General features: G+C 77.0%; 21 protein-coding genes. 9 read left to right on the top strand and 12 right to left on the bottom strand.

Annotated features, from left to right (window positions below):
• Positions 1 to 68: 68 nt before the first annotated feature.
• From BLP29_RS07820 to eccD, 4 genes are all read right to left on the bottom strand, one after another.
• The gene (locus BLP29_RS07820) at positions 69 to 365 is read right to left on the bottom strand and encodes a WXG100 family type VII secretion target (protein ID WP_092802081.1); all 297 of its coding nucleotides are present in this window, start codon (positions 363 to 365) and stop codon (positions 69 to 71) included.
• Between the two features lie 25 nt (positions 366 to 390).
• A complete protein-coding gene (locus BLP29_RS07815; protein WP_092802080.1) occupies positions 391 to 726 on the bottom strand; it encodes a WXG100 family type VII secretion target in 336 nt (111 codons plus the stop codon).
• A gap of 141 nt (positions 727 to 867) precedes the next feature.
• Positions 868 to 2295: a type VII secretion protein EccB gene (eccB, locus tag BLP29_RS07810; protein WP_092802079.1), complete on the bottom strand. Its 1428-nt coding sequence runs from the start codon at positions 2293 to 2295 to the stop codon at positions 868 to 870.
• Between the two features lie 12 nt (positions 2296 to 2307).
• The gene (gene eccD, locus BLP29_RS07805) at positions 2308 to 3696 is read right to left on the bottom strand and encodes a type VII secretion integral membrane protein EccD (RefSeq protein ID WP_207798372.1); all 1389 of its coding nucleotides are present in this window, start codon (positions 3694 to 3696) and stop codon (positions 2308 to 2310) included.
• Between the two features lie 153 nt (positions 3697 to 3849).
• Here eccD and eccCa point away from each other — a divergent pair, with 153 nt between their 5' ends.
• The 5 genes from eccCa (at position 3850) to BLP29_RS07780 (ending at position 12999) form a co-directional block, all read left to right on the top strand.
• The gene (gene eccCa / locus BLP29_RS07800) at positions 3850 to 7809 is read left to right on the top strand and encodes a type VII secretion protein EccCa (RefSeq protein ID WP_092802077.1); all 3960 of its coding nucleotides are present in this window, start codon (positions 3850 to 3852) and stop codon (positions 7807 to 7809) included.
• A 110-nt stretch (positions 7810 to 7919) separates the two neighbouring features.
• Positions 7920 to 8621 (top strand): hypothetical protein, encoded by a 702-nt coding sequence (locus tag BLP29_RS07795; protein ID WP_092802076.1) that lies wholly within the window; start codon positions 7920 to 7922, stop codon positions 8619 to 8621.
• 15 nt (positions 8622 to 8636) lie between these two features.
• A complete protein-coding gene (locus BLP29_RS21755; RefSeq protein ID WP_092802075.1) occupies positions 8637 to 10541 on the top strand; it encodes a WXG100 family type VII secretion target in 1905 nt (634 codons plus the stop codon).
• Positions 10538 to 12301: a type VII secretion protein EccE gene (locus tag BLP29_RS07785; RefSeq protein WP_133379075.1), complete on the top strand. Its 1764-nt coding sequence runs from the start codon at positions 10538 to 10540 to the stop codon at positions 12299 to 12301. The genes BLP29_RS21755 and BLP29_RS07785 overlap by 4 nt, the downstream gene beginning before the upstream one ends.
• Positions 12298 to 12999 (top strand): hypothetical protein, encoded by a 702-nt coding sequence (locus tag BLP29_RS07780; protein WP_092802073.1) that lies wholly within the window; start codon positions 12298 to 12300, stop codon positions 12997 to 12999. Before BLP29_RS07785 ends, BLP29_RS07780 begins: the two co-directional genes overlap by 4 nt.
• 2 nt (positions 13000 to 13001) lie before the next feature.
• Here BLP29_RS07780 and BLP29_RS07775 read toward each other — a convergent pair whose 3' ends face one another.
• Both BLP29_RS07775 and BLP29_RS20615 read right to left on the bottom strand, forming a co-directional pair.
• Positions 13002 to 13394: a hypothetical protein gene (locus BLP29_RS07775; RefSeq protein ID WP_092802072.1), complete on the bottom strand. Its 393-nt coding sequence runs from the start codon at positions 13392 to 13394 to the stop codon at positions 13002 to 13004.
• Entirely contained in the window at positions 13391 to 14305 is a 915-nt protein-coding gene (locus BLP29_RS20615; protein WP_165839321.1) for an SseB family protein, read from the bottom strand. The genes BLP29_RS07775 and BLP29_RS20615 overlap by 4 nt, the downstream gene beginning before the upstream one ends.
• 69 nt (positions 14306 to 14374) lie before the next feature.
• Here BLP29_RS20615 and BLP29_RS07760 point away from each other — a divergent pair, with 69 nt between their 5' ends.
• Positions 14375 to 16054 (top strand): right-handed parallel beta-helix repeat-containing protein, encoded by a 1680-nt coding sequence (locus tag BLP29_RS07760; RefSeq protein WP_092802070.1) that lies wholly within the window; start codon positions 14375 to 14377, stop codon positions 16052 to 16054.
• Position 16055: 1 nt separating this feature from the next.
• Here BLP29_RS07760 and BLP29_RS07755 read toward each other — a convergent pair whose 3' ends face one another.
• From BLP29_RS07755 to BLP29_RS07735, 5 genes are all read right to left on the bottom strand, one after another.
• A complete protein-coding gene (locus BLP29_RS07755) occupies positions 16056 to 16733 on the bottom strand; it encodes a GNAT family N-acetyltransferase (RefSeq protein ID WP_207798371.1) in 678 nt (225 codons plus the stop codon).
• Positions 16730 to 17674 carry a MinD/ParA family ATP-binding protein gene (locus BLP29_RS07750; protein ID WP_165839320.1) on the bottom strand — a complete coding sequence of 315 codons (945 nt, stop codon included), beginning with the start codon at positions 17672 to 17674 and terminating at the stop codon, positions 16730 to 16732. Before BLP29_RS07750 ends, BLP29_RS07755 begins: the two co-directional genes overlap by 4 nt.
• A gap of 83 nt (positions 17675 to 17757) precedes the next feature.
• Positions 17758 to 19341, bottom strand: a complete 1584-nt coding sequence (locus BLP29_RS07745; RefSeq protein WP_092802068.1) for a GMC family oxidoreductase — start codon at positions 19339 to 19341, stop codon at positions 17758 to 17760.
• Entirely contained in the window at positions 19338 to 19859 is a 522-nt protein-coding gene (locus BLP29_RS07740) for a hypothetical protein (RefSeq protein ID WP_092802067.1), read from the bottom strand. The genes BLP29_RS07745 and BLP29_RS07740 overlap by 4 nt, the downstream gene beginning before the upstream one ends.
• A complete protein-coding gene (locus BLP29_RS07735; protein WP_092802066.1) occupies positions 19856 to 21166 on the bottom strand; it encodes a class I adenylate-forming enzyme family protein in 1311 nt (436 codons plus the stop codon). The genes BLP29_RS07740 and BLP29_RS07735 overlap by 4 nt, the downstream gene beginning before the upstream one ends.
• Before the next feature lie 274 nt (positions 21167 to 21440).
• On the opposite strand from BLP29_RS07735, the gene BLP29_RS07730 reads away from it, so the two are divergent.
• Positions 21441 to 21884, top strand: a complete 444-nt coding sequence (locus tag BLP29_RS07730; RefSeq protein WP_092802065.1) for a hypothetical protein — start codon at positions 21441 to 21443, stop codon at positions 21882 to 21884.
• Between the two features lie 4 nt (positions 21885 to 21888).
• Here the strand turns inward: BLP29_RS07730 and BLP29_RS07725 are convergent, their stop codons facing one another.
• On the bottom strand, positions 21889 to 22758 hold the full coding sequence (locus BLP29_RS07725) for an MBL fold metallo-hydrolase (protein WP_092802064.1): 870 nt from the start codon (positions 22756 to 22758) through the stop codon (positions 21889 to 21891).
• 51 nt (positions 22759 to 22809) lie between these two features.
• On the opposite strand from BLP29_RS07725, the gene BLP29_RS07720 reads away from it, so the two are divergent.
• Entirely contained in the window at positions 22810 to 23319 is a 510-nt protein-coding gene (locus tag BLP29_RS07720) for a hypothetical protein (RefSeq protein ID WP_092802063.1), read from the top strand.
• Positions 23320 to 23413: 94 nt separating this feature from the next.
• Complete coding sequence (locus tag BLP29_RS07715) at positions 23414 to 23956, top strand: hypothetical protein (protein WP_092802062.1); 543 nt, start codon at positions 23414 to 23416, stop codon at positions 23954 to 23956.
• Positions 23957 to 23991: the final 35 nt, after the last annotated feature.

Here is a 23991-nt window from a genome sequence, read left to right as displayed (position 1 = left end):
GACCCGGGACGGATGCACGACGGCCGCCCCTGCGGTGCAGGGGACGGCCGTCGTGCGTGCGGCGCGGCTCAGCCCGAGACGAGGCCCACGTTGGCCTGCTCGGTGGCCTGCGAGGTCTCCGCCGAGGAGTTCAACGCGGCCTGGAACGAGATCAGGGCCTCCTTGATCCGGTCGGCAGCGGTGTTCCACTGCTGCTGACGGGCCGAGTAGGCGACCTGCGCGTCACTGGTCCAGGTGCTCATCAGGGAGTTGACCTGGTTGTTCACCTCGCTGAGCGAGGTGTCGAGGCCGGAGGCGGCGCTGTTGACGAAGCCTGCGGCCTCGCTCTGGAGCGCCCAGCTGACCTGGTACTCGCCACCACTCATGTCTGCTCCTTCTCCTTGCGCTCGATCAGCGGACGAGGCCGCTGGTGATCCCGGTCGTGGTGCCCTCGACGTTGGTCATCAGGCTCTTCTGGTCGGCGTCACCCTGGGTGTAGTTGACCCCGGCCTGGCCGACCGACTGCGCGATCGCGCCGAGCGCGGCGTTCATGTTCGCGCTCTCGGTGGCCACCGTGGACTTCACCTGGGCGAAGGCGGCGGCGAACTGCCCGCGCGACTGGGACTCCAGGGTGGCCAGGTTGCTGTTCAGCGAGGTGAACAGCGAGGTGAGCTGCTGCGACGCCTCGGAGGCCGAGCGGGCGAAGGCCGCCATCTGCTCCGGACTGGCACCGGTTCCGTCTGCCATGTGTTCCTCATCCCTCCAGATCGGCCGGGTTGATCGACCGGTTCGGACCGTGGTGACGCCTGGGGCGCCTGTGAGCACGGCGAACGGTACTGGACGGGGCCGGACCGTGCGAGCCGTTGTCCACAGGCCCGCGGTGAGCACTCAGCCCGCGCCGGCGGCCAGCTGCGCGCTCAACGGTGAGCCGGCCGGCACCCGCGCGACCAGTGCGGCCGGCATCGGCACCGGGTCGACCCCGGCGTAGCCGAGGACCCCGGCGGTCGCCTCGTCCGGGACCCGGTAGGCCCGTCCCCGGTCGGTCACCAGGAACAGGAAGCCGTCGGTGGCGGAGTCCGAGCCCTGGGCGCGCACCAGCGCACCCCCGCCGGGCGGCACCACCACGGCGTCGGCCAGCACGGTGCCGTCGGCGGTGCGCTGCTCGCTCAGCGCGGCGGCCGAGGCGTCGACGTCGGCCCCCAGGGAGACCGCCGGGCGCTGGTCGACGCCGGCGAAGGCGGCGCACACCGTCTCGGTCGCCGACCGCACCGGCAGCGTCTCGGGCTGCTCGTCGGGCGGGTCGGTCGGCCCGCGCTCGGCCAGCGGCACCAGGGTGGCCGCGTTGGTCTGCGCCGGGCTGACCGGCAGGGCAGTGGGCGGGGCACCGCCGTAGGACAGCGCCGAGAGGGCCGGGTCCGCTAGCAGCAGGTCGGCCTGCACGCGCGAGATGCCGACCAGCCGGTCGACGTCGACCTGGTAGTACAGCTGGCCGCCGGACTCGGACTCCACCACCGCGACCTGGCCGGCCACCGCACCCGGCAGCGCCGAGGAGGGCTGACCCCGGCCGGCGACCGGCTCGGGGGCCAGCGGTTCACCCTCGGGCAGGCCCGACAACCACGCCGTGCCCACCTGCACCTGCACCTCGTCGCCGAGGGTGAGGCCCTGCAGAACCGCACCCTCGTCCGGCACGGGGTACTGCACGCCCTGCCACACGTAGTGCAGGGTGCCGCGCTCGACGTCGCGGGCCAGGAACCCGGCGTCGCCGGCCGCCCGGCCCCCGTCGGCCGTGCCGCCGACCACGAGCGCGGTGCGGGTGACCTGCTCGCCGCTGGCCAGCTCGACCGGCGCGGCGCACAACGTCCAGGGGGCGCCGACCAGCTGGTCCGGGTCCGGCACGGCGTCGGGGGCGTCGGCGATGCCCAGGGTCTGCCCGCGCGGGGCCCCGGCCAGCGAGGCGCGGGAGACCTCGACGACCTCGGCCGTACCGGCCAGCAGCGCGCCGGACACGAAGTTGGGCACCGGGTGCAGGTGGAAGACCCCGGCCTCGTCGGGCAGCCACACGAAGCGGGCGCCGGTCTCCTCCATGACGATGACCGCCTCGGTGTCCTTCCAGCGGTCGTTGCCACCCGGGGAGACCACCCCGATCACCCCCGCGACCGCGAGGGCCAGCACGGCGACCATGACGCTGCCGAACACCGCCCCGCCCATGCGCCGCAGCGGGCTCTGCGCCGGGTCGGTCTCGCGCAGCACCACCCCGGACACCACGCGCTTCACCAGGAACTGGTAGCTCTGGTAGAGGTCCCGCCTGCTCGCCACGTACGACCCCGGTCAGCCGTAGAGGCCGCGGAGGTAGCCGTACAGGCCCAGCACGGCGCAGGCCACCGGCACGACCGCCAGCACGAGGACGACGTCGAGCACGTCGGCGACCCGGCCGAGGTAGGGGCCCGGCGCCCGGTGCCGGAAGGCCAGCCCGGCGGCCAGCGCCGCCGCGGCCACGACCACCAGCACGGGGACGGCGCCGGCGACCACCCAGCCCGCGGGCAGCCCCGTCGCCGAGACGCCGAGCACGAAGGCCGGCACGAGCCCGCCGAGCAGCAGCGGCAGTCGGTGCCGGGCCGCCGGGAAGAACCGCGCCCGCAGGACCGACACCGCCGCGACCAGCGCGACCAGCCACAGGGCCGAGGTGCGGCCGCTGCCGACCAGCACCGGGGTCGCCAGCACCGCGGTCACCGCGCCGCCGCCGAGGATGCCGGTGAGCAGCTCGTCGGTGCGCCGCACCCGGGCGCGCACCCGGGCCCGCCCGATCGGCGGGGGGTCGGCCACGAGGTCCTCGGTGGTGGAGGGCAGCGCCGGCACCGGCAGCTTGCCCAACCGCAGCGACAGCAGGGGGGCCAGCGGGGTCAGCACCACGACCAGGACGACGAGGACGGCTGCGGCGTCGACGCCGTCGACCGCCTCGGCCCGGGCCAGCAGCGCCCCCACCGCACCCAGCACCCCGACGACGACCCCGCCGACCGGGTACTGCGTGCGCCCGGCGACGCCCACCACCCCGGCTGCGGCCACCAGGACCAGGGCGAGCGAGCCGCTCAGCACCTGGGCCCAGCCGAGGTCGGTGAGCGCCAGGTCGCCCAGGCCCACGACCGCCCCGCCGGTGGCCGCCGCGACCATGGCCACCACGGCCAGCGCCGTCCCGGCCTCGGCGTCCGAGGCCAGGCGGGCGAGCACGACACCACCGACCAGCGCCACGAGCGCCAGGCCGAGCACCACCAGACCGGCGACGGTGTGGTCGGGGCCGGTCACGGCCAGCCCGAGCGCGAGCAGCAGGGCGCCGCAGGCCACCCCGACGCCGGTGCGGCGGGTGGCGGCCGGGCCCCAGTCGGGGCTGGTGGCGCGGGCCGCGCCGGCGATGGCGTCGACGACGTCGTCGTAGTCCAGCTCGGGCCAGTCGTCCTGGCGGGGCACCAGGTGCAGCACCTCGCCGTCGCGCAGCTCCTGACCGGCCAGCGAGCGGGCAGGGTCGACCAGCTGTCCGTCGACCCGGCGCAGCACCCAGCCGCCGTGCTGCTGGCCGTCGTCGGCCAGGCCCTTGCCGGCGTTGCGCAGCAGGGCGGGCAGCAGCTCGGCCACCGGCACCGAGTCGGGCAGGGCGACGTCGACGCGGCGACGCGGCGCGGCCACCGTCACCCTGGCGAGCCCGCCGCCGAGGGACCGCGTCACCTGGCACCACCCATCCTGCGTCGGTCGGTGGCCGGTCCTGCGACCCCGGTCGCCCGGCCGGGCCATACGATACGGATCACTCTCGCGGCGGAGGGCCGCCCGGCCCGAGACCCGCGGACGCCGTCCCGCCCGGTCGCTGCCAGGAGGTCCCCAGTGAGCACGGTCGTGCTGCGCCGCCAGCCGCGTCGCGACGCCCCCGACCTGCCCAGCGGCGAGGTCGTGCTCGACCCGCCGCCGGAGATCCCCACCGAGGGCAAGAAGTGGGGCCAGGTCCTCATGATGCTGCCGATGCTGGCCGGCGCCGGGGCGATGGCGCTGCTGTTCACCCAGGGCCGCGGCGGGCCGCTGGGCTACGTGGCCGGCGGCCTGCTGGGCGTCTCGGCGCTGGGCATGGTGGCGATGGGCCTGGCGAACTCCGGCGGGCAGAGCAAGAAGCAGCTGGCCGAGGACCGCCGCGCCTACATGCGCCACCTGAGCCTGCAGCGGCGCAGCGTGCGGCGCACCGCCGAGGCCCAGCGCGAGGCGATGCTCTACCGGCACCCCGAGCCCGACCAGCTGTGGGTCACCGCGGCCAGCCACCGCCTCTGGGAGCGCCGCCGCGACCACGCCGACTTCGGGGTGGTGCGCATCGGGCGGGGTCCGCAGGCCCTGGCCACCCCGGTGGTGCCCCCGCAGACCCGCCCGCTCGACGAGCTCGAGCCGCTGTGCGCCAGCGCCCTGCGCCGGTTCGTGCTCACCTACTCCGTCGTCCCCGAGCTGCCCGTCGCGATGGCGGTCAACGGCTTCGGCCGGGTGCACGTGCTCGGCCCCGAGGAGCGCCGCCGCTCGCTGGCCCGCGCCGTGGTGGCCCAGCTCGCGGTGCACCACAGCCCCGACGACCTCCTGGTCGCCGTCGCCGCCGGCAACGACGAGCGGTCCTCGTGGGAGTGGACCAAGTGGTTGCCGCACGCCCAGCACCCCGAGCGCTCCGACGCCCTGGGCCGGCTGCGGCTGGTCACCCCCACGGTGCCCGCGCTCGAGGCGCTGCTCGACGACTTCCTCGCCGTCCGACCGCGCTTCGACCCCAGCGGCAGCGGGGCCCCGGTCGGCGGGCCGCACGTGGTCGTCGTCCTCGACGGGGGCGAGGCCACCGGCTCCAGCCACCTCATGACCGACGGCGGGGTCGAGGGGGTCACCGTCCTCGACCTCTCCACGCCCCCGCCGCGCCTGCTCGACCGCGGCACCCTCGTGCTGGAGATCGACGCCGACGGCGCGATCAGCAGCCGCACCACCGACGGCACCGCCGCCATCGGCCGGGCCGACGAGCTCGCCCCCGCGCTGGCCGAGTCGCTGGCCCGGCAGCTGGCGCCGTTCCGGCTCTCGGCGGGCAGCCGGGGCGGGGACGCCGCCCTGAACACCGCGACCGGCCTGGCCGACCTGCTCGACATCACCGACCCGTACAGCTACGACGTCGACCGCGGCTGGGCCCCCCGGCCCAACCGCGACCGGCTGCGGGTGCCCATCGGCGTCGGCCCCGACGGCGCCCCGGTCGAGCTGGACCTCAAGGAGTCCGCACAGGACGGCATGGGCCCGCACGGCCTGCTCGTCGGCGCGACCGGTGCCGGCAAGTCCGAGCTGCTGCGCACCCTGGTGCTCGCCCTGGCCGTCACGCACGACAGCGAGACGCTCAACTTCGTGCTCGTCGACTTCAAGGGCGGCGCGACCTTCACCAAGCTCGACCGCCTGCCGCACACCAGCGCCGTCATCACCAACCTGGCCGACGAGCTGCCGCTGGTCGACCGCATGGTCGACGCGATCAACGGCGAACTGCTGCGCCGGCAGGAACTGCTGCGCTCGGCGGGCAACTACAGCTCCCTGCGCGACTACGAGCGGGCCCGCACCTCCGGCGTCCCGCTGCCCCCGGTGCCCACGCTGCTGATCATCTGCGACGAGTTCAGCGAGCTGCTGAGCGCCAAGCCCGACTTCATCGACCTCTTCGTGCAGATCGGCCGGGTGGGGCGCTCGCTGGGCGTGCACCTGCTGCTGGCCAGCCAGCGCCTGGAGGAGGGGCGGCTGCGCGGGCTGGACACCCACCTGTCCTACCGCGTCGGGCTGCGCACCAACTCGGCGATGGAGAGCCGGGTGGTGCTCGCCTCCCCCGACGCCTTCGAGCTGCCGCGCGCCCCGGGCCACGGCTTCCTGAAGTTCGGCACCGACCCGCTCGAGCGCTTCCGCGCCGCCTACGTCAGCGGCACCTACAAGCGGCCCACCGAGCGCCGCGAGGTCGGGGTCACCACGGGCCCGGTCGTGCACACCTACGACACCCAGTACCTCGCCCCGCCCGTGCCGGCCGCCCCCGCCGAGGGTGAGCCCGAGCCCGCCGCGGAGGCCGAGTCGGTCGGCGAGAGCCTGCTCGACGTCCTGGTCGACCGCATGGAGGGCCGCGGCACCCCCGCCCACCAGGTGTGGCTGCCCCCGCTCGCCGAGCCGCCCTCGCTGGACCTGCTCCTGCCACCGCTCGTCGAGCACCCCGAACGGGGCTGCACGGTCGACGCGCCCGACCTGTGGGGCGCGCTGCGGGTCACCGTGGGCGTGGTCGACAAGCCCGCAGACCAGCGGCGGGACCCGCTGGTCCTGGACGTCTCCGGCGCCGGCGGCCACGTCGCGGTCGTCGGCGGGCCGCAGTCGGGCAAGAGCACGGCGCTGCGCAGCCTGGTGGCCTCGCTCGCGCTGACCCACACCCCGCGCGAGGTGCAGGTCTACTGCTTCGACTTCGGCGGCGGCACCCTGGCCGGCCTGCGCGACCTGCCGCACGTCGGCACCGTGTCCGCCCGCAGCGACGCCGACCAGGTGCGGCGCACCGTGGCCGAGCTGCAGGGCCTGCTGGGCCGCCGCGAGCTGGCCTTCGCCCGGCTCGGCGTCGACGGCATGGCCACCTACCGGCGCCGGCTGCGCTCGGGGCAGGTCACCGACGACCCGTACGGCGACGTGTTCCTGGTCGTCGACGGCTGGCTCACCGTGCGCAACGACTTCGAGGACATCGAGGCCGCCGTCACCGACCTGGCCACCCGCGGCCTGTCGTACGGCATCCACGTCGTCGTCGGCGCCGGGCGTTGGCTGGACCTCCGGCCGGCCATCAGGGACCTGTTCGGCACCCGCCTCGAGCTGCGCCTGGGCGACCCCGGCGACTCGCTGCTGGACCGCCGCACCGCGGTCAACGTGCCCGCCGAGACCCCCGGCCGCGGCATCACCCCGGACAAGCTGCACGTGCTCACCGCCCTGCCGCGCATCGACGGCGAGCAGGGCACCGAGGACCTCGCCGACGGCGTCGCCGGCCTGGTCGACGCGGTGCGCAGCCACTGGCAGGGGCCGGTGGCCCCCGGCGTCCGGCTGCTCCCGTCGCTGGTCGAGCACGGGCAGCTGCTGGCCGACCCCAACCAGGGCATCGCCATCGGCATCACCGAGAACGACCTGTCCACCGTGCACCTGGACATGCGCAGCGAGCCGCACCTGGTGGTGTTCGGCGACGCCGAGTGCGGCAAGAGCACGTTCCTGCGCTCGTTCGTCCGCCGGGTCACCGAGCAGTGGTCGCCCTACGACGTCCGGGTGCTCACGCTGGATTTCCGGCGCAGCCTGCTCGGCGCGGTCGGCGAGGAGCACAGCATCGGGTACGCCACCTCGGCCCCGATGGCCCGCGACATGGTGGCCGAGGTGGCCCAGGTGATGCAGAGCCGCCTGCCCGGCCCCGACGTCACCCCCGCCCAGCTGCGCGACCGCAGCTGGTGGGACGGGCCCGAGCTGTACCTCGTCGTCGACGACTACGACCTGGTGGCCGCCGCGAACCCGAACCCGCTGGCCCCGCTGCTGGAGTTCCTCGCGCAGGGTCGCGACATCGGCCTGCACGTCGTGCTGACCCGACGCAGCGGTGGCGCCAGCCGGGCCCTGTTCGAGCCGGTGCTGCTGCGGCTGCGCGAGCTCGCGACCCCCGGCATCGTCATGGACGGCGACAAGGCCGAGGGGGCGCTGGTGGGGGCGGTCAAGCCCATGCCGCAGCCCCCCGGCCGGGGCTGGCTGGTGACCCGCCGCCGGGGCACCGAGCTGGTGCAGCTGGCCTGGGCCGCACCCGACTCCTGAGCCCGCGCTCCCCGCCACGCCCTGCGGGGAACCGGCCCGGCCCGGTACTGTTCCGGGCGCGCGACGAGGACCTCTGGACCGATGACCTGGACGAGCACGCGGGAGAACCGATGAGCGACAGCACCTCCGCCCGGCCCGACAGCATCTCCGAGTTCGGCATGGCATCCATCGACCAGGTGCAGCTGCTCGGCAACGACTTCGGCAACAACTCCAACGGGATCGTGAGCGCCAACCCGGGGCGCAGCGGCGGGGGCATGGCAGCGAGCTTCCAGACCAACTACCAGGTCGTCGCGCAGAACCTGGGTTCGTTCATCACCGAGGCCGCCGACGGCCTCACCGCCCTCGGGTACGCCGGGGTCACCGTCGCGCAGAACTACCGCGACGGGGACGCCGACCAGCGCGGGGACATGGACGGCGTCGAGGCCGCCTTCACCCCGGGTCCGGGCCAGCCCTCCCTGCAGAGCGACCGCGCCGCCGCCCAGCAGTCGGGCGCGTCCGCCGGCGACCCGCAGGCCGCTCCGGGGTCCGCCGGATGGATCCCGCCGTCGGTGGTCGCCGCCCAGGAGGAGGAGTCGGAGGTCTGCGAGGCCCCCTCCGACGACAGCGCGTGGGCCCAGGTGGAGGAGCTCAACGACCAGCTGGGCACCAGCGAGTCGGAGTTCACGCCCTCGGACGACGAGGAGCACGCCGAGGAGGTCAACGAGCGGGCCGACGAGATCGAGCGCGAGAACGCCGGCGACTTCGGCGACGACGTCACCATCATGGCTCCGGGCGAGCCCGGGGCGACGTCCCCCTCGCCCGCCACCGCCTGACCCGGGGACAGCTGCGTGCCGGAGAACTTCGGGTACACCCCGTCGGACAGCCGGGAGCCCTACTCCCTGCCCCTGTCGTGCCCGGCCGGGGTCGACCTGTCCGTGCTCGACATCAAGATGCACTACCAGCACGTGGACATGGAGGACCCGGACGCCCTCGACCTCGCGGCGACCAGCTGGGCCAACCTGTCCACCGCTCTCGACCAGCGGGCCTCGGACCTGCGCACGGCCGGGCAGAAGCTGCAGCCCGACTGGGAGTCCGACGCCGCCACCGTCTTCTACGAGCGCATCGGCCAGACCACGTGGTCCCTCGACGAGTGGAGCACGGCCGCCGGCAACAACGGCTCCGCGATGACCGTGCTGGCCGACCGCGTGCGCGAGCTCAAGGCGCACATGAAGACCCTCTTCGAGGGCTACAAGTCCGCCGCGCTGGAGGCTCAGCGCGAGGACGAGGACGACCTCATCCCCGGTCTGGGCTGGGAGGACGTCTCCAACGACTGGTGGGGCAAGGACAAGAACGCGCAGGTCCTCCAGGAGTGGACGGCGCGCTCGCTCGCCGAGGTCATCCGCCCCCTCGACCAGGCCTACGCCGAGGCGCAGTCCGCGCTCAGCCAGGGCTCGAAGTTCGCCGGGCCGACGAACGCGGCCCGCCCCAGCGACGCAGCCTGGGCCGGCGCCATGGGCATGCCGGGCGCGACCCCGCCCGGGTCGGCGCCGGGCGCCCCCGGCGGAGCGCCCGCACCTGCTGCGCCGCCCGCACCGGCTGCCCCTCCGGCCCAGGTCGGGAGCGTGCTCACCGCGACCCCGGTGGCCCCGCCCCCGGTCGCCCCACCGCCCGTCGCCCCCCCGCCCGTCGCACCCGCCCTCGCCCCGCCGCCCGTGGCGCCGGTCGCCCCGCCGGTGCTGCTGCCGGGTGCCCGACCGGCGGCGCCCCCGGTGGCGCCCGTCGCCCCGACCGCGGCCCGCCCGGCGCCGGCTGCCCCGCCCGGTGCCGCTGCCGGCGGCGCCGCTGCGGCCGCAGCAGCCGCGGCCCGCGTCGCGCCCCCGCCCGGCATGCCCGCCGGGCTGGGCGGTCGAGCCGTGGCCCCGCCCCCGGGTGCGCCGGGCGCCCCCGGCGCCGGTCGGCCCGGCGGCGCCCCGGGCGCGCCGTCGAACCTGCAGGGACGCAACGCGCCCGCCGCACCGCCGGCCGGCCGCGGCGGCATGCCCGCCGCGCCGCAGCTCCCCGGTCGCGGCGCCGGCGCTCCCCCCGCCGCCGCCCGCCCGGGCTCCCCCGGCACCCCGGGTGCTCCCGGCGCGGCTCGTCCCGGTGCACCGGGGTCCCCGACGGCGGGACGTCCCGGTGCACCAGGTGCGCCAGGTGCACCCGGGAACCGGTCGTTCCCCGGCGCGCCGGCCCGTCCCGGCGCCGACAACCTGGCCGGTCGTACCGCACCCCGTGCCCCTGGTGGACCTGGTGGGCCCGGCACCCCCGGGCTGCCCGGGGGCCAGGGCCGTCCCGGCGGGCCCGCGGTGCCGAAGTCGCTGGGTGGTTCCCGGACCCCCGCAGCCCCCGGCCGGCCCGGCGCGGCGGCGGCCCCGCCCGTCCCGCCCGGCGGGCTCGGTGGGCGCGGCACCACGCCGCCCTCCGAGCGCACCGGCACCAGCACCGCCGCCGCCCGGGCCGCGGTGCGCGCCGGGCTGCAGGGCCGCCCCGTGGCCGGTGCTCCCCGGCCCGGCGCCGCTCCCGAGAGCGCGCCGCCGGCCGCCCGCCCCGCGGCGCGTCGGCGCGAGGAGGAGAAGAAGGTGCGGCGCCCCGAGCAGGTGGGTGACGCCGAGCTGTTCGACGTCGACCAGGCCGGGTCCGGGGTCATCGAGCGTCCCGAGGACCGGTCCGCGCCCCGCACGGCCGGTCCGGCCCTCGGCGGTGGCGGGCGGTGAGCCAGCCCATGGGCCGCCCGGCACCGGAGCCGTCCTCCGAGCCCACGTCGCAACCCTCCGCCGAGCCCGCGTCGCAGCCCACGTCCGGGCCCGCCGCCGGTCAGCAGCAGCCCGGCACGGCGCGACCGCCGTCCTGGGACACTCCTCTCCCGACGGGCGTCGTCACGGGCCGCACCGCGATCCCCGCCCACGCGCGGCCCGCTGCGCCGCCTGCGGCGCCCCCGCCCTCCGCAGCACGCCCGACCGCGCAGTCCACCGCCCCGGCGGCGCCCGCGGCACCCGCGGCACAGCCGGCCCCGGGTGCGCTGAGCCCGGCCGCCGCCTACGGCGGGACCCGGGCCCCGGCCCGCCCGGCCGCCTCGACGGCCACCCGGGAGGCGACCACCGGCACCGACACCGCCCGGGCCGAGGCGGCCTGGTCCGCGACCGCCCTGGCCGCCGGGGCCGGCGCCGGGCTCGCCCGACCGGCGGTGCTCGACGACCGCACCGCCGCCGACCGCGCCGCCGACGCCCGTGACGACGACGCCCGCGCGGCCACCGACCCCCAGCTCCGTCCGCCGATCGTGCACCCGGGCCGACCCACGACCCCGCGCCGGCCGTGGACGATCGCCGGCCTGCACGTGCTGCAGCTCGTGGCCCTCGAGGTGGCGGTCGTCGCCGTGCTGCTCGTGCACCGCGAGCCGTGGTGGGTGCTCGCCCCCGTGGCAGCCGGCGCCGCGTTGCTGACCGGGCTGACCCTGCTGCGCCGCGACGGCCGGTGGGCCTGGCAGGCCGTCGGCGCCCGACTGCGCCACCTGGTCGGGGCCCGCCGCTCCGCCGCCCCGGTGCCCGGTACCCCCGCCGACGAGGCCGCCGACGACGTCCTCGCCGCCCTGGCCGGGGGCGGGTGGGTCGACGCGGTCACCGTCGACGACGTCTCCGCCGCGCTGCTCGACCACCCCGGCGGGGTCGCGGTCGCCGTCGAGGCGATGCCCGCCACCGAGAGCCGGTTCGCACCCGGGGTGGTGCGCCTGCCGTCGCTGGCCGCGCTGCTGCCCGCCGGCGACGACGCCGACACCCGGCTGACCGCCCAGCTCGTCGTCCAGACCGTCCCCACCCCCGGTCGCGCCGACGCCGACGACCCGGTCGGGGTCTCGTGGCGCGAACTGACCGGCGGCCGCCCGGTCGTGCGGCGACGCTGCTGGATCGTGCTGCAGGTGCAGCGCACCCCCGAGCGGTCCGACGCCCTCGAGCTGCGCGCCACGCTGGTCAACGCGGTGCGCCGGGTGCAGCGCCAGGTCCGCAAGGCCGGCCTCCGCGGACACCTCCTCAGCCCCGAGGAGGCCCGCGCGGGCCTCCTCGCCCTCGCCGGCGCCCACCCGGACGCCGCGGGCCGCGTCGAGCTCGCCGCCGGCGGCGCCGGTGGCAGCCGCGAGCGCTGGCAGGGCTGGGTGTCCGCCGGGCGCCGGCACGTCGGGCTCCGGCTGGTGACCTGGCCCGACCTGGGTCCCGAGGGCCCCGGCCGGTCGTGGGTCACGGCGATCGGCGAGGCCTGCCCGGTCCCCTCCGTCGTGGCGGTCGCCGCCCGGCGCACCCCCGACGGCGACCTCGACGTCGAGGGCACCGTGCGCATCGTGCTCGGTGCCGACGAGCCCGAGGGGTCCGCGGTCGACGACGTCCGCGCCGCCGCCCGGGCGGTGGGCGCACGGCTGCGCCGGGCCGACGGCGAGCACCGGGTCACGGTGGCCAGCACCCTGGCGCTGGGCGGGTTCGTGCGATGACCGCCCTGCCCGCCACCGGCCCCGCCGTCCCCGGCCCGGCCCTCGCCCCGGCCCGCACCGACCCCGTCACCCTCGACGCCCTCGAGGTCGCGGCCGGCGGCGGCGGGGTGCTGCTGGGCCCGGACCCCACCGGCGAGCCCGTGCACCTCGACCTCTTCCGCCCCGAGCCGGTCTCGGTGGTGCTCGTCGCCCCCGTCGCGCTCGCCCTGGTGCTCGCGCTGCGCTCGCTGGCCGTGGGCGCCGAGGTCGTCGTCGAGACCTCGCGCCCGGCCGGCTGGGCCGCGGCGAGCTCGCTGGCGACGTCCCGGGCGGGGGCGTTCGTGGTCGCGGAGCGGGCCGGGGCCCAGCCCGCCGGCACCCTGGTGACCCCCCGGTTGCTGGTCGTCGACGGCGAGTCGGCCTCCGCCGACGCGCACCGGGTCGGCGCCTGGTCGGCCCAGGTGACCGTCGCCGAGACGGCGGGCAGCTGGAACACGGCAGGCCTGGGCTCGTCCGACGTCACCGTGGTGCAGGGCCTGCCCCTGGCCCAGGCCGCCGTCGTGGGACGCGCCCTCGGGCTCGCCGACGGCGAGGCCGTGCTGGCCGGCCGGGGGGACGACGTGGTGACCCTGGTGGGCCGCGGCGAGGTGCGGCACGTGCAGGTGCGCCCCACGTCGGTCGAGCGCTGGCTGCTCGGTTCGGCCGCCGAGCGCCGCTGACCTCACCCGTCGACGAGCACCTGCTCCTCGCGCCGTCCGCGCAGCTCCTCGGCCGGCACCCACCGGCGGTGCACCCCGCGGGCCACACGCTCGAAGCCGGCGGCCCGGGCCTCCAGGACCGAGCCGCCGGCGAACTCGACGAGCAGGTCGCCCGGGCGCTCGTCGACCACCAGCACGTCGTGCCCGCGCCAGGTGCCGAGCTGCCGCACCACCACGACGGCGTCGCAGGCCGCCGCCGGCACCTCGTGCACCCAGGGCCCGTCGTCGGTGAGCGGGGTGAAGTCCTCGAGCGGCCGGTCGGCCACCAGCCACACCCACAGCCCGTCGCCGCGCTGCTCCGGGGCGGCCCGCCACTCCTCGCCGCGCCACCGGGCCCGGTACCCCGCCGTCCTCACGGGGCCCCCTCCTGCTCGGCTGCGGCCGGGGGCTCGACCACCAGCACCCAGGTCTCGCGCAGCCCGTCCCACAACGCCCGGCGGCGTTCGGTGCCGTCGGGCTCGAGCTCGAACATCTGCGCGCCGTGCGGCAGCGGCAGCCCCTGGACGCGGTACTCGCGCACCACCGAGTCCGGCGACGCGAACCCGGTGCCGGTGAACGGGGGCTCCTCCACCACCCACCCGGCGACGGCGTCGCGGCGCTCGTCGTCGGTGCCGCCCAGCGGGGTGCGGTAGAGCTCGCGCCCCACGACCGCCCAGCGCAGGAGGGTGATCGAGCCCGTGACCGACAGCAGGTCGTCGGTCTCGTGGCCCCGCCCGACGGCGTCGACGACGGCGGTGGGGGCGCCCAGGTGCGCGGTGTCGCGGGCGTGGTGCACGTAGCCGGAGACCCGGCCCTCGTCGGCGGCCAGCCGGTCGGCGACCTCGACCGGGGACAGCACCTGCTGCACCACCGGCGGCAACCGGTCGGGCTCGGCCTGGGCGTCCTGCAGCAGAGTGGGGGCGGCCAGCCGGGCCACCGTGCCCGACTCGAGGAAGAAGGGGTGCTCGGACCCGGCGTCGACGGCCAGCCCCCACCGGGTGTCGGGCCAGCCCGCCGCGAGCTCGGTGAACGACACCGCCCGGCAGTGCGTCGCCTCGCCGCCGGTGAGCTCGCGCATGCGGTCGACCGAGGTGTAGGACAGCACCCAGGTGCGGCCGTCGGCCTCGGCCGCGGGCCAGGCGGCGGGCTCGTCGCCGGCGTGCGCGGCGGCCGTGATCGGCAGCGCCAGGTCGGCGGTGCGCAGCAGCGCCAGGCACCCGGCCGTGTCGCCGGCGGCGGCCGCGGACGCCAGCGCCACCCGGAAGGCGTCGTCGGGGCGGTCGCTCACCTCCGCGAGCCTAGGGCTGCGGGGGCCACTAGGGTCGAGCAGGGCCGACGACAGGAGCTGACCCCGACGATGAGCAGCACGCTGCAGGTGGATCCCGGCCGGCCGGGGGCCTACCCCACGCTGGCCGAGGCGCTGCTCGACGCGGCGCCGGGCGCCACGGTGGTGGTCGCCCCGGGCACCTACGACGAGGTCCTCGACGTCCGCGGGCGCGACCTGACCATCACCGCCGCGGACAGCACGGACGACGACGCGGTCGTGCGGGTCGGTGGCTCGTCCTACGAGCCGACGCTGCGCGTGCGCGGGTGCACCGTGACGGTGCGCGGGCTGACCCTGGTCGGCCGGCAGGCCCACGTCGTGGACGGCGAGGACTGCCGGCTCGTGCTCACCGACTGCACGGTCGAGGCCGGGTACGGCGCCGGCGTCCGGGTGACCGACCGCAGCACCCTGGAGATGACCGACTGCACCGTGACCGGCGCCCAGCAGGGCCTGGTGGCCGAGGACTCCGGCGGCACGCTGCAGCGGGTCACCGTCACCGAGAGCGCCGACGACGCGGTGGTGGTGCGCCTGGGCGCCGACCCGGTGCTGCGCGACTGCGTCGTGCGCGACGCCGGAGCCCGCGGCGTGTACGCCTACTCCTCGGCCCGCCCGGTGCTGGAGGGCTGCGAGGTCGAGGGCACCGGCGGGCCGGGGGTGTCGGTGGCCATGGGTGCCTCGGCGACGCTGCAGCGCTGCGCGGTGCGCCGCACCGGGGGCCCGGGCATCGAGTTCGCGGCGGGCACCTCGGGCCGGGTCGAGGCCTGCCGCACCGAGCGCACCGCCGAACCCGGGGTCTCGGTGGCCGAGGGTGCCGAGGTGGCGGTGGTGGAGGCCCCCGCCGCGGCGACCGTCGGCGTGGGCAGCTCGCCGAGCGCGAAGGGCGACCCCGAGCGGGTCGACGAGCTGCTGGCCGAGCTCGACGCCATGGTCGGGCTGGCCGGCGTCAAGGCCGAGGTCCGCTCGATCATCGACGAGATCCAGGTCAACGAGTGGCGGCGCGCCGCCGGTCTCGCCGTGGGCGGCGCGAGCCACCACCTGGTGTTCGCCGGCGCCCCGGGCACCGGCAAGACGACCGTGGGCCGCATCTACGGGCAGCTGCTGGCCGCGCTCGGTGCGCTGCCCGGCGGTCCGCTGAAGGAGGTCTCCCGGCGCGACCTCGTGGGTCAGTACATCGGCCACACCGCCGAGAAGACCGCCGCGGTGTTCGACGAGGCCGCCGGGGGCGTGGTGTTCCTCGACGAGGCCTACACGCTCACCCGGCAGGCGGGCGGGGGCGGCAACGACTTCGGCCAGGAGGCGGTCGACATGATCGTCAAGCTGATGGAGGACCGCCGCGACACCCTCGCCGTGATCGCCGCCGGGTACACCACCGAGATGGTCCAGTTCCTCGACGCCAACCCCGGCCTGGCCTCGCGCTTCGTCAAGACGGTCGAGTTCGAGAACTACGACCCCGAGGAGCTCACGCTGATCATCACGCGCATGATCACGTCCGGGGACTACCTGCTCGGCCCGCAGGCGGCGGCCATGCTCCGGCTGCACTTCGAGACCGTGCCGCGCGGGGCCGACTTCGGCAACGCCCGCGAGGCCCGCAAGCTGTTCGAGAAGCTGCGCAAGGTGCAGTCGCAGCGGCTCCGGCTGGCCGGCCGACAGCCCACGCTGGAGGAGCTGCAGACCCTCACGGTGGACGACGTCCGGGTGGCCGTCGCCGACTGAGTCAGGCCGGCGGCACCCGGTAGCCGCGGAACACGACTGCCCGGCGCTCGATGAAGCCCAGCCGCCGGTAGAGCGCGCGGGCCGCGGTGTTGCCCTCGACGACGTGCAGGAAGGCCTGCTCGCCCCGCGCGGCGATGCGCCGCACCAGGTCGTCGACCAGGACCCCGGCCAACCCCTGCCCGCGGACCTCCTCGGCGGCGCAGACCGCGCTGATCTCGGTCGCCCCGGCCGGCCGGAGCCGCTCGCCGGCCATCGCCACGAGCCGACCGCCGTGCCGGATGCCCAGGTAGGTGCCCAGCTCCCCGGTTCGGGGGAAGAACGGGCCGGGCCGGGTGCGGGTGGCCAGCTCGAGCATCTCGACGGCGTCGGCGGGGCACAGCTCCACCACCTGCGGGTCGGGGTCGCCCGAGGGCGGCGGCGCGACCAGCTGCCGGCCCTCGAGCTCGAACAGCGGCGTCCACGACGCGGGCGGGGTCGCCGGGGAGATGAACAGCTCGGCCACCGCTCCCGGGCCGAGCAGGGCGGCGAGGTCGGCCCAGTCCTGCGCGGTGGGGTCGGCCGGGACGGCGGAGAACACCGCCACGTCGGACGGGTAGGTCGCCGTCCGGCCGGCCCGGCGGGCCATGCCCGCGTGCGCGCCGGCCAGCGAGGAGCCGACCGGGTCGTCCAGCGCCGTCACGGCGTGGCGAGCGCGGCACCCAGGGCGGACGTGGCCAGCCGGACGGCGGCGGCGCGGGTGCGGGGCTCCAGGGCCTCCAGGCGCAGCTGGCTGCCGGTGGCCAGGTGGCGGTCGGCGGGCACGGTGAGGAAGTCCCCGGCCTGCCCGGCGAAGCGGTGCCGTGCCTCGGCGACGTCGACCGCGGCCCCGCCGGCGGGCACGTTGGTGACCGCCACGATGCTGCGGTCGGCGAGCGCCTCGTAGCCGCTGGCCCGCAGCCAGCGGAGCACGTTGTGCGCGGCCAGCAGGCCGTCGACGCTCGGCGAGGTGGCCAGCACGAGGCTGTGGCACCCGCTGACGACCCGGCGCATGAGCGGGGTCGCCAGCCCGGCGCCGCAGTCGGTGACCATGACCGCGAAGTGCCGGAAGACGGCGTTCATCGCCTGCACGTAGACGTCCTCGGTGAGCGCGGCGCTCTGCTCGGGGTCGCGCCCGCTGGGCAGCACCCAGGCGCCGTCGGCCGAGCGGGCCAGCGCGCCGGCCAGGACGTCGAAGCGGCCGGGGTCACCGGCCACGGCGAGCTCGTGCGCCGAGGCCTGCAGGGGGACGCCGGTGCGCAGCGCCAGCGACCCGAAGGTGGTGTCGGTGTCGAACAGCAGCACCGGGTCGGCGCGGTGCCGGGCGAGGGTGCTGGCCAGCAGCACCGACAGGGTGGTCTTGCCGACCCCGCCCTTGAGCGCGATGACCCCCACGCGCCGGGGCGAGGGCACCGGGGTGGCGAGGTACTGGGTCCAGGCGGCTAGGTCGGCCGGGCTCGGGGTGGGTTCGCCCTCGGTGATCCCGCGACCGAAGAGCCGGCGACGGGGCGCGGGTCGCGGCGCGTCGAGACCGGCGACCCCCGGGTCGAGGTGCGGTGCGGCGTGCTGGCCGGAGTACGGCAGTGGGGGGTACGGCGAGCTCACGGTGCCAGCAGCTCCTCGGACCTCATGCCGCACAAGATACGTCGGGGTGCCCCGCCCCGCCGGGCCCGACGCACCCGTCCGGGTCACCCCTCCGCGAGCACCTCGGCGGCCCGTTCGCCGACGGCCACGGCGGTGGCGGCCGGGCCCCGGGTGGGCACGGTGGGCAGCACCGAGGTGTCGGCCACCCGCAGCCCCTCGACGCCGCGCACGCGCAGCTGCTGGTCGACCACGGCGCCGGGGTCGTCGTCCGGTCCGCTGCGGGCGCTGCCCGAGAGGTGGATGGCCGTCGCCAGGTGCGCCCGGGTCCAGGCGTCGAGGGCTGCGTCGTCGGTGAGGACGTCGTCGGGCAGGCCGGTGCGGGCCGCCACCAGCGGGGCCATCGCCGGGGTCCGCAGCAGGTCGGCGGCCAGCCGCACCGCCTGGCGCATGCGCCGCCGGTCCTCGGCGGTGGCGAGGTAGCCGTACCGGATGCGGGGCTGCACCGACGGGTCGGCGCTGACCAGGTCGATGCGGCCGCGGCTCTCCTGCGCCTGCAGCGCGACGCCCAGGTAGAGGTCGTCGCGGGTGCGCGCCTGCTGCAAGGCACGGCGCAGCGAGGTGCCCCGCAGCGCCCGGGCGGTGGCCAGCGGCCGGCGCAGCACCTCGGCCAGACCGCTCAGGGCATGGCCCTCCGAGCGCGACAGCATGACCTTGCTGAACGGCTTGAGCCACGGCATGACCTCGAGGTGGTCGGCGGTGTTCAGGGCGGTGGTCAGCGGGAGCATGCCGCGCGGCATCGGGGTGCGGCGGGCCGGGGCGTAGGTGACGTAGAGGTCCGGGTGGTCGCTGGTGCCCGCGCCCACGCCCGGGACGTCGACCAGCACGTCGACGCCGGCCGCCCGCAGCCGGTCGGCGGGCCCGATGCCGCTGAGCATCAGCAGGTGCGGGGTGCCCACCGCACCGGCGGACAGCACCACCTCACCGGCCCGGTGCTCGGTGCCGTCGGCGCAGCGCACCCCCACCGCCCGGCCGTGCTCGACCAGCACGCGGACGACGGGGCTGTCGCCGCGCACCGTCAGGCCCGGCCGGTCGCGGCGCGGGGACAGGTAGGCCATCGCGGTGTTCACCCGGACGCCGCCGAGCACGTTGACCGGCACCGGGCCCACGCCGGGCGGGGCGTCGGCGTTCTTGTCCGGCTCGGCCGGGAAACCCAGCTGCAGGCAGGCCTCGGTGAACGCGTCGGCGATCGGGTGCGGGTCGGTGCTGCGGGTGACCGGGACCGGCCCGGTGGTGCCGTGCAGGGGGTCGGACTCGCTGCGCTCGAACGCCGCGCGCATCGCCTCCCAGGCCCAGACCGGGTTGCCGGCCGCGGCCCACCGGTCGCAGTCGGCGCGGGTGGCCCGGATCCAGTAGGTGCCGTTGAGCGCGCTGGACCCGCCGACGATGCGCCCCCGCGGCACCGGCCAGCACAGGCCCTCGACCAGCTCGCCGGTGAGGTCCCAGTTCGCCGGGTGCCCGGGCACGGCCGCCCCCATCGTGGCGGCGTCGCGGATCGTGGCCGGGAAGTCCTCGGGACGGCGGTGGTCGGCGCCGGCCTCCAGCAGCAGCACGGTGCGGCCGGCGTCCACGAGCCGCGCGGCCAGCGCGCACCCGGCCGACCCGGCGCCGACGACGAGGACGTCGGTCAACCCTCGCCCTCCCGGGACACCAGGACGTCGCCCTCGGCCACGTGGGCGGCGTCGTCGGGGTGCGGGTACAGCCCCAGCACCACGCCGTCGACGGTCTCGCGCCGGTGGAACTCCACCGACCTGACCCGCACCGTCGCCCCGGAGCCCACCACGGCCAGCACGGCGCCCGCCTCGACCACGCCCCGGCGCAGCGACCCGGACAGCACCGGGCCCCGACCCGTGATGCGGCCGGTGAACCCGACCTCGTAGTGCACCGGGCCGGGCGGTGGAACCGGACCGGGATCGGGCACGTCGGGCAGCGTGTCGGCGAGGCCGACCAGCACGGCGCCGGGCCGGACGACGTCGTCCAGCAGGAGGCGCCCCCCGTCGTCGGCGACCTGCCGCACGCGCACCCGGGCACCGGTGTGCACGACGACGAGCTCGTCGCCGACCGCCGGCGGGGCGCCGTCCAGCTCGCCCTGCACCCACTTCCCCCGCCCGGTCAGGACGAGCGACTCCCGGACGTCGAACCGGGTCACAGGCCCAGGACCCCCGGCAGGTCGAGCCGCCGCACCTTGCCGGTCGAGGTGCGCGGCAGCTCACCGAGGGCGTGCAGCGACTTCGGCCGCTTGGCCGGGGACAGCCGCTCGCGTGCCCAGGTGGCCAGCTCGTCGGGGGTCGCCGTCCCGACGTAGGCGGCGACCACGCGCTGACCCCAGTCGTCGTCGGGGACCCCGAAGACGGCGGACTCGACGACGTCGGGGTGGGCGTCGAGGGCGGCCTCGACCTCGGCCGGGTAGACGTTGACGCCGCCGGAGATGACGAGGTCCTCGCGGCGGCCGTCGAGCCACACGGTGCCGTCGTCGTCGACCCGGCCCAGGTCGCCGACGGTCACCCGGTCGCCGTCCCAGGCCTGCTCGGTCTTCTCGGGCGCCCGCCAGTACTCGAAGCGGGACCACGGCGGGACGGCGCACCACAGCTGACCGCGCTCGTCGGTGGTGAGGGTGCGACCGGGCCGGGCGCGGCCGACGCTGCCCGGGTGGGCCAGCCAGTCAGCGGTCGTGCAGACGGTGAACTGCACCTCGGTGGAGCCGTAGAACTCGTGCACCGCGCCGTCGCGCAGGGCCGCGATGACCGCGCGCTTGGTCGGCTCGGGGCAGGGCGCGCCGGCGTGGGCGAGCATGCGGAAGCCGGACCAGTCGACGTCCTCGCGCAGCAGGCGCTGCAGGTGGGTGGGCACGCAGAAGGTGGTGGTCGGGCGCATGTCGGTGATGACGCGGGCGGCGCGGGCGGCGTCGAAGGGGCCCGGCAGCAGCACCTCGCCGCCGGCCAGCAGGGTGTGCAGGGCGAACCGCAGCGGGGCCGAGTGGTGCAGCGGGGACAGCTGCAGGTGCCGGTCGGCGGGCCCCAGGCCCCAGAGCTCGATCTCCTCGGTGGCCAGCGCCCGGGCGTGCTGGTCGGTCAGGACGCCGGACCACACGCCCTTGCGCCGCCCGGTGGTGCCCGAGGTGTAGTGCATGGGCCGGGCCAGCGGGAAGGGGGCCAGGTCGGCGACCTCGTCCCCGATCAGCTGGGCGGGGTCGTCGCCGAGGTCGAGCGCCGGGTCCGCGTCGGCGACCAGGTCGGCCCGCTCGGCCGCCGGCAGCGCCGGGTCCAGGACGACCGGGACGACGCCGCTGCGCAGCGCCCCGAGGACGACGGCCAGCAGCGCCGGCGACGCCGCGGCCGACACCACGAGGCGGTCGCCGCGGCCGATCCCGCGGGCCGCCAGGGCACCGGCGACCCGCCGCTGGTCGGCCTCGCTGTCGGCGGCCCGGACCACGGGCACCTCGCTGTGCGCGCTCATGCCGGCAGCGTGGCACGGGTCACCGACGGTCGCCGCGCCGGCTCCAGCTGCTCCACGAGACGTCCCCGCCCAGCCGCGTGGTCACCGTGCCCGGGGTCGGCCCAGGCCGTCCAGCCCCCCGGTGGGTCGTGCCAGCGGGTACCGACGAGAACCGGAGCCTCGCTGCTGGCCAGGCGGGCGCGGGCGCCTCGGCGACCGGGAAGTCGGCGGCAGGGTCCACGGTGGAGCGGTCGGCAGGTCAACGACCGGGTCCGTGGTCCGTAGGGTCGCCGGCATGCGCCCGCGTCCCGGCCTGGCCGTGCTGCCCCTCGCCGCCGTCCTGGCGTTGGGCGCCTGCGGCGGGTCGACCGACGAGGGCTCGCCGACGGCCGACGACGACGTGCAGACCTTCTGCAGCGAGGTGCAGCAGGCCTCCACCGAGCTCGCCTCGCAGCTGGCCGGGGCCACCCCCGAGCAGCTCCCGACGCTCCTGCAGCAGGCCGGGGCCACGCTGGGCGAGCTCGACCCCCCGGCCGAGCTGGTCGACGACGTCGCCCAGGTCCGCGCCACCTACCAGCAGCTCGTCGACGCCGTGGCCGGCCTGGACCTCAGCACCCCCGAGGGCCAGCAGGCCTTCTCCGACGCGGCCGGCACCGTCGGGCTGGGTTCCACCCCGGCCGAGCTCGCGATCGACGACTGGACGACAGCCAACTGCGGCGGCGCGGCGCCCAGCAGCTGACCGGTCAGGCCACCCGCCAGCTGTCCCCCGCGCCCCGCACGACCTGCCCGGTCGCCGACAGCTTCGCCAGCGTCGCGCGGGTCGACTGCTCGGCCGCCGGCCACACCGCCCGCGGCACCTCGGCGTACACGTGCGCCACGAGCTCGGCGACGGTGCGCGGCCCCGGCAGCAGGGCGTCGACCAGCTGCCACTCGCGGTAGGTGCGGTGCGCGGCGTAGAACTCGAGCACCGCCCCGACGTCCTCGGTCAGCTCCGGACCGTGCCCGCAGTACAGCGCGGCAGGGCCCAGCCGGTGCACCCGGCGCAGGGAGTCCAGGTAGGCCAGGACGTCGCCCTCGGGGTGCGTGACCACCGACGTCCCCCGGCCCAGCACGTGGTCACCGACCAGCACGGAACCGGTCTCGGTGCGGAAGGCCAGGTGGTCACGGGTGTGGCCGGGCGTGGCGACGACGGTGAGGGCCGTCCCGGCGAGGGGGACCGTGTCGCCGTCCTCGAGCACGCGACCGCCCGGCCCGGCGACGTCCCCGCTGCCGGCGGCCACCGCCACCCCGAACCGCTCCGCCCACGGGCGCGCCGCCTCCGCGTGGTCACCGTGGTGGTGGGTCACCAGCACGGCGACCACCTCGGCGTCCCGCGCGGTGAGCACCTCGGTCACCGCGGCCAGGTGCGCCGGGTCGTCCGGCCCCGGGTCGACGACGACGACCTGCCCACTGCCCGGCGCGCCCACCACGTAGGTGTTCGTGCCGTCGAGGGTCATCGGCGACGGGTTGGGCGCGAGCACGCGGGTGACCAGGGGCTCGGGCTCGGCGGTGCGGGCCAGCTCGCCGGGTGCGGGCAACGACCAGCTGCGGCGGGGGTCGACCGGGGCGTCCACAGCCCCGACCGTAACCGGGCGGGTCCCCCCCGGCCCCGCTAGCGTGCCGGTATGCGCCTGCGACCCGCACTCGCCGCCCTGTCCGCCACCGCGCTGCTCGGGCTCGCCGCCTGCGGCGGCAGCTCCGACGACGACGCCACCCCCAGCGCCGGGGGTTCCTCTGCCGCGCAGACCAGCTCCAGCTCCGCCGAGGACGGCGGCGACACCGACGCCCAGGCCGCCTCCTTCTGCACCGAGAGCCAGACGACGCTCGACGGGTTCGACGACCAGCTCGACGCCGCCGGCCCCGAGGGCCTGGCCCCGATCCTGAGCCAGGTGGTCGACGCACTCGACGCGCTCGACGCCCCGGCCGCCGTCGCCGGTGACCTGCAGACCCTGCGCGACGCCTACGACCAGCTGGGCCAGGTCGCCTCGGCCAACGACCTCACCACACCCGAGGGCCAGCAGGCCTTCCAGGACGCCTACGCCGAGATCCAGCCCCAGGCGCAGCCCGCCGAGGACGCCGTCGAGGCGTGGACCGACGCCAACTGCCCCGACGACGACGCCGCACCCACCAGCTGAGCCCACCCCGGGGGGTGTCCGCGGCCGCGACCGGGACACCCCCGCGGGGGCCCGCGTCCGGGGCTGGACCCGAGCCGGTCCGTAACCTGCCCCCATGCGCCTGACCACCCCCCTGAAGTCCGTGCTGGCCGGCTGCGCCGCCCTCGCCCTGCTGACCGCCTGCGGCGGCGGCTCCGACGACACGTCGTCCAGCTCCAGCGGCAGCTCCAGCTCCGCCACCTCGACCAGCAGCAGCGCGGCCGAGACCTCGGCCGACCTGGACGCCGAGTCGGCCGCCTTCTGCGCCGACACCGTCTCCGCCTTCGACGAGCTCACGACGGCCTTCACCAACGCCGGCACCGACCCGACCACCCTGCCGGCCCTGGTCGCCCAGGCGTCCGAGCGCCTCAACGGGATCACGCCCCCGGACGAGATCAGCTCGCAGTGGACCGAGTTCACCAGCGCACTGAGCACCGCGTCCGCCGGCATCCAGGGCCTGGACCTGAGCACCCCCGAGGGCCAGCAGCAGTTCACTGCCGTGTTCTCCCAGCTGCAGACCAGCGGCGCCCAGGCGCAGACCGAGCTGCAGGACTACCTCACCACCACCTGCGGCATCGAGCCCGGCGCCACCGCCGGCCCCGCCTCGCCGACCAGCTGATCCCTGGACGCGCACGGGCCCGGCTCCCCCTGGGG

Origin of the sequence: Klenkia marina, assembly GCF_900101025.1 — a bacterium.
GTDB classification, from domain to species: domain Bacteria; phylum Actinomycetota; class Actinomycetes; order Mycobacteriales; family Geodermatophilaceae; genus Klenkia; species Klenkia marina.
This window is presented reverse-complemented; position numbering and strand designations above follow the sequence as displayed.

Coding starts and splice junctions, on each gene's coding strand:
- BLP29_RS07760 (WP_092802070.1), top strand. CDS start 14,375: ATGAGCAGCACGCTGCAGGTGGATCCCGGCCGGCCGGGGGCCTACCCC.
- BLP29_RS07720 (WP_092802063.1), top strand. CDS start 22,810: ATGCGCCTGCGACCCGCACTCGCCGCCCTGTCCGCCACCGCGCTGCTC.
- BLP29_RS07820 (WP_092802081.1), bottom strand. CDS start 365: ATGAGTGGTGGCGAGTACCAGGTCAGCTGGGCGCTCCAGAGCGAGGCC.
- BLP29_RS07735 (WP_092802066.1), bottom strand. CDS start 21,166: ATGAGCGCGCACAGCGAGGTGCCCGTGGTCCGGGCCGCCGACAGCGAG.
- BLP29_RS07780 (WP_092802073.1), top strand. CDS start 12,298: ATGACCGCCCTGCCCGCCACCGGCCCCGCCGTCCCCGGCCCGGCCCTC.
- BLP29_RS07815 (WP_092802080.1), bottom strand. CDS start 726: ATGGCAGACGGAACCGGTGCCAGTCCGGAGCAGATGGCGGCCTTCGCC.
- BLP29_RS07730 (WP_092802065.1), top strand. CDS start 21,441: ATGCGCCCGCGTCCCGGCCTGGCCGTGCTGCCCCTCGCCGCCGTCCTG.
- BLP29_RS07795 (WP_092802076.1), top strand. CDS start 7,920: ATGAGCGACAGCACCTCCGCCCGGCCCGACAGCATCTCCGAGTTCGGC.
- BLP29_RS07715 (WP_092802062.1), top strand. CDS start 23,414: ATGCGCCTGACCACCCCCCTGAAGTCCGTGCTGGCCGGCTGCGCCGCC.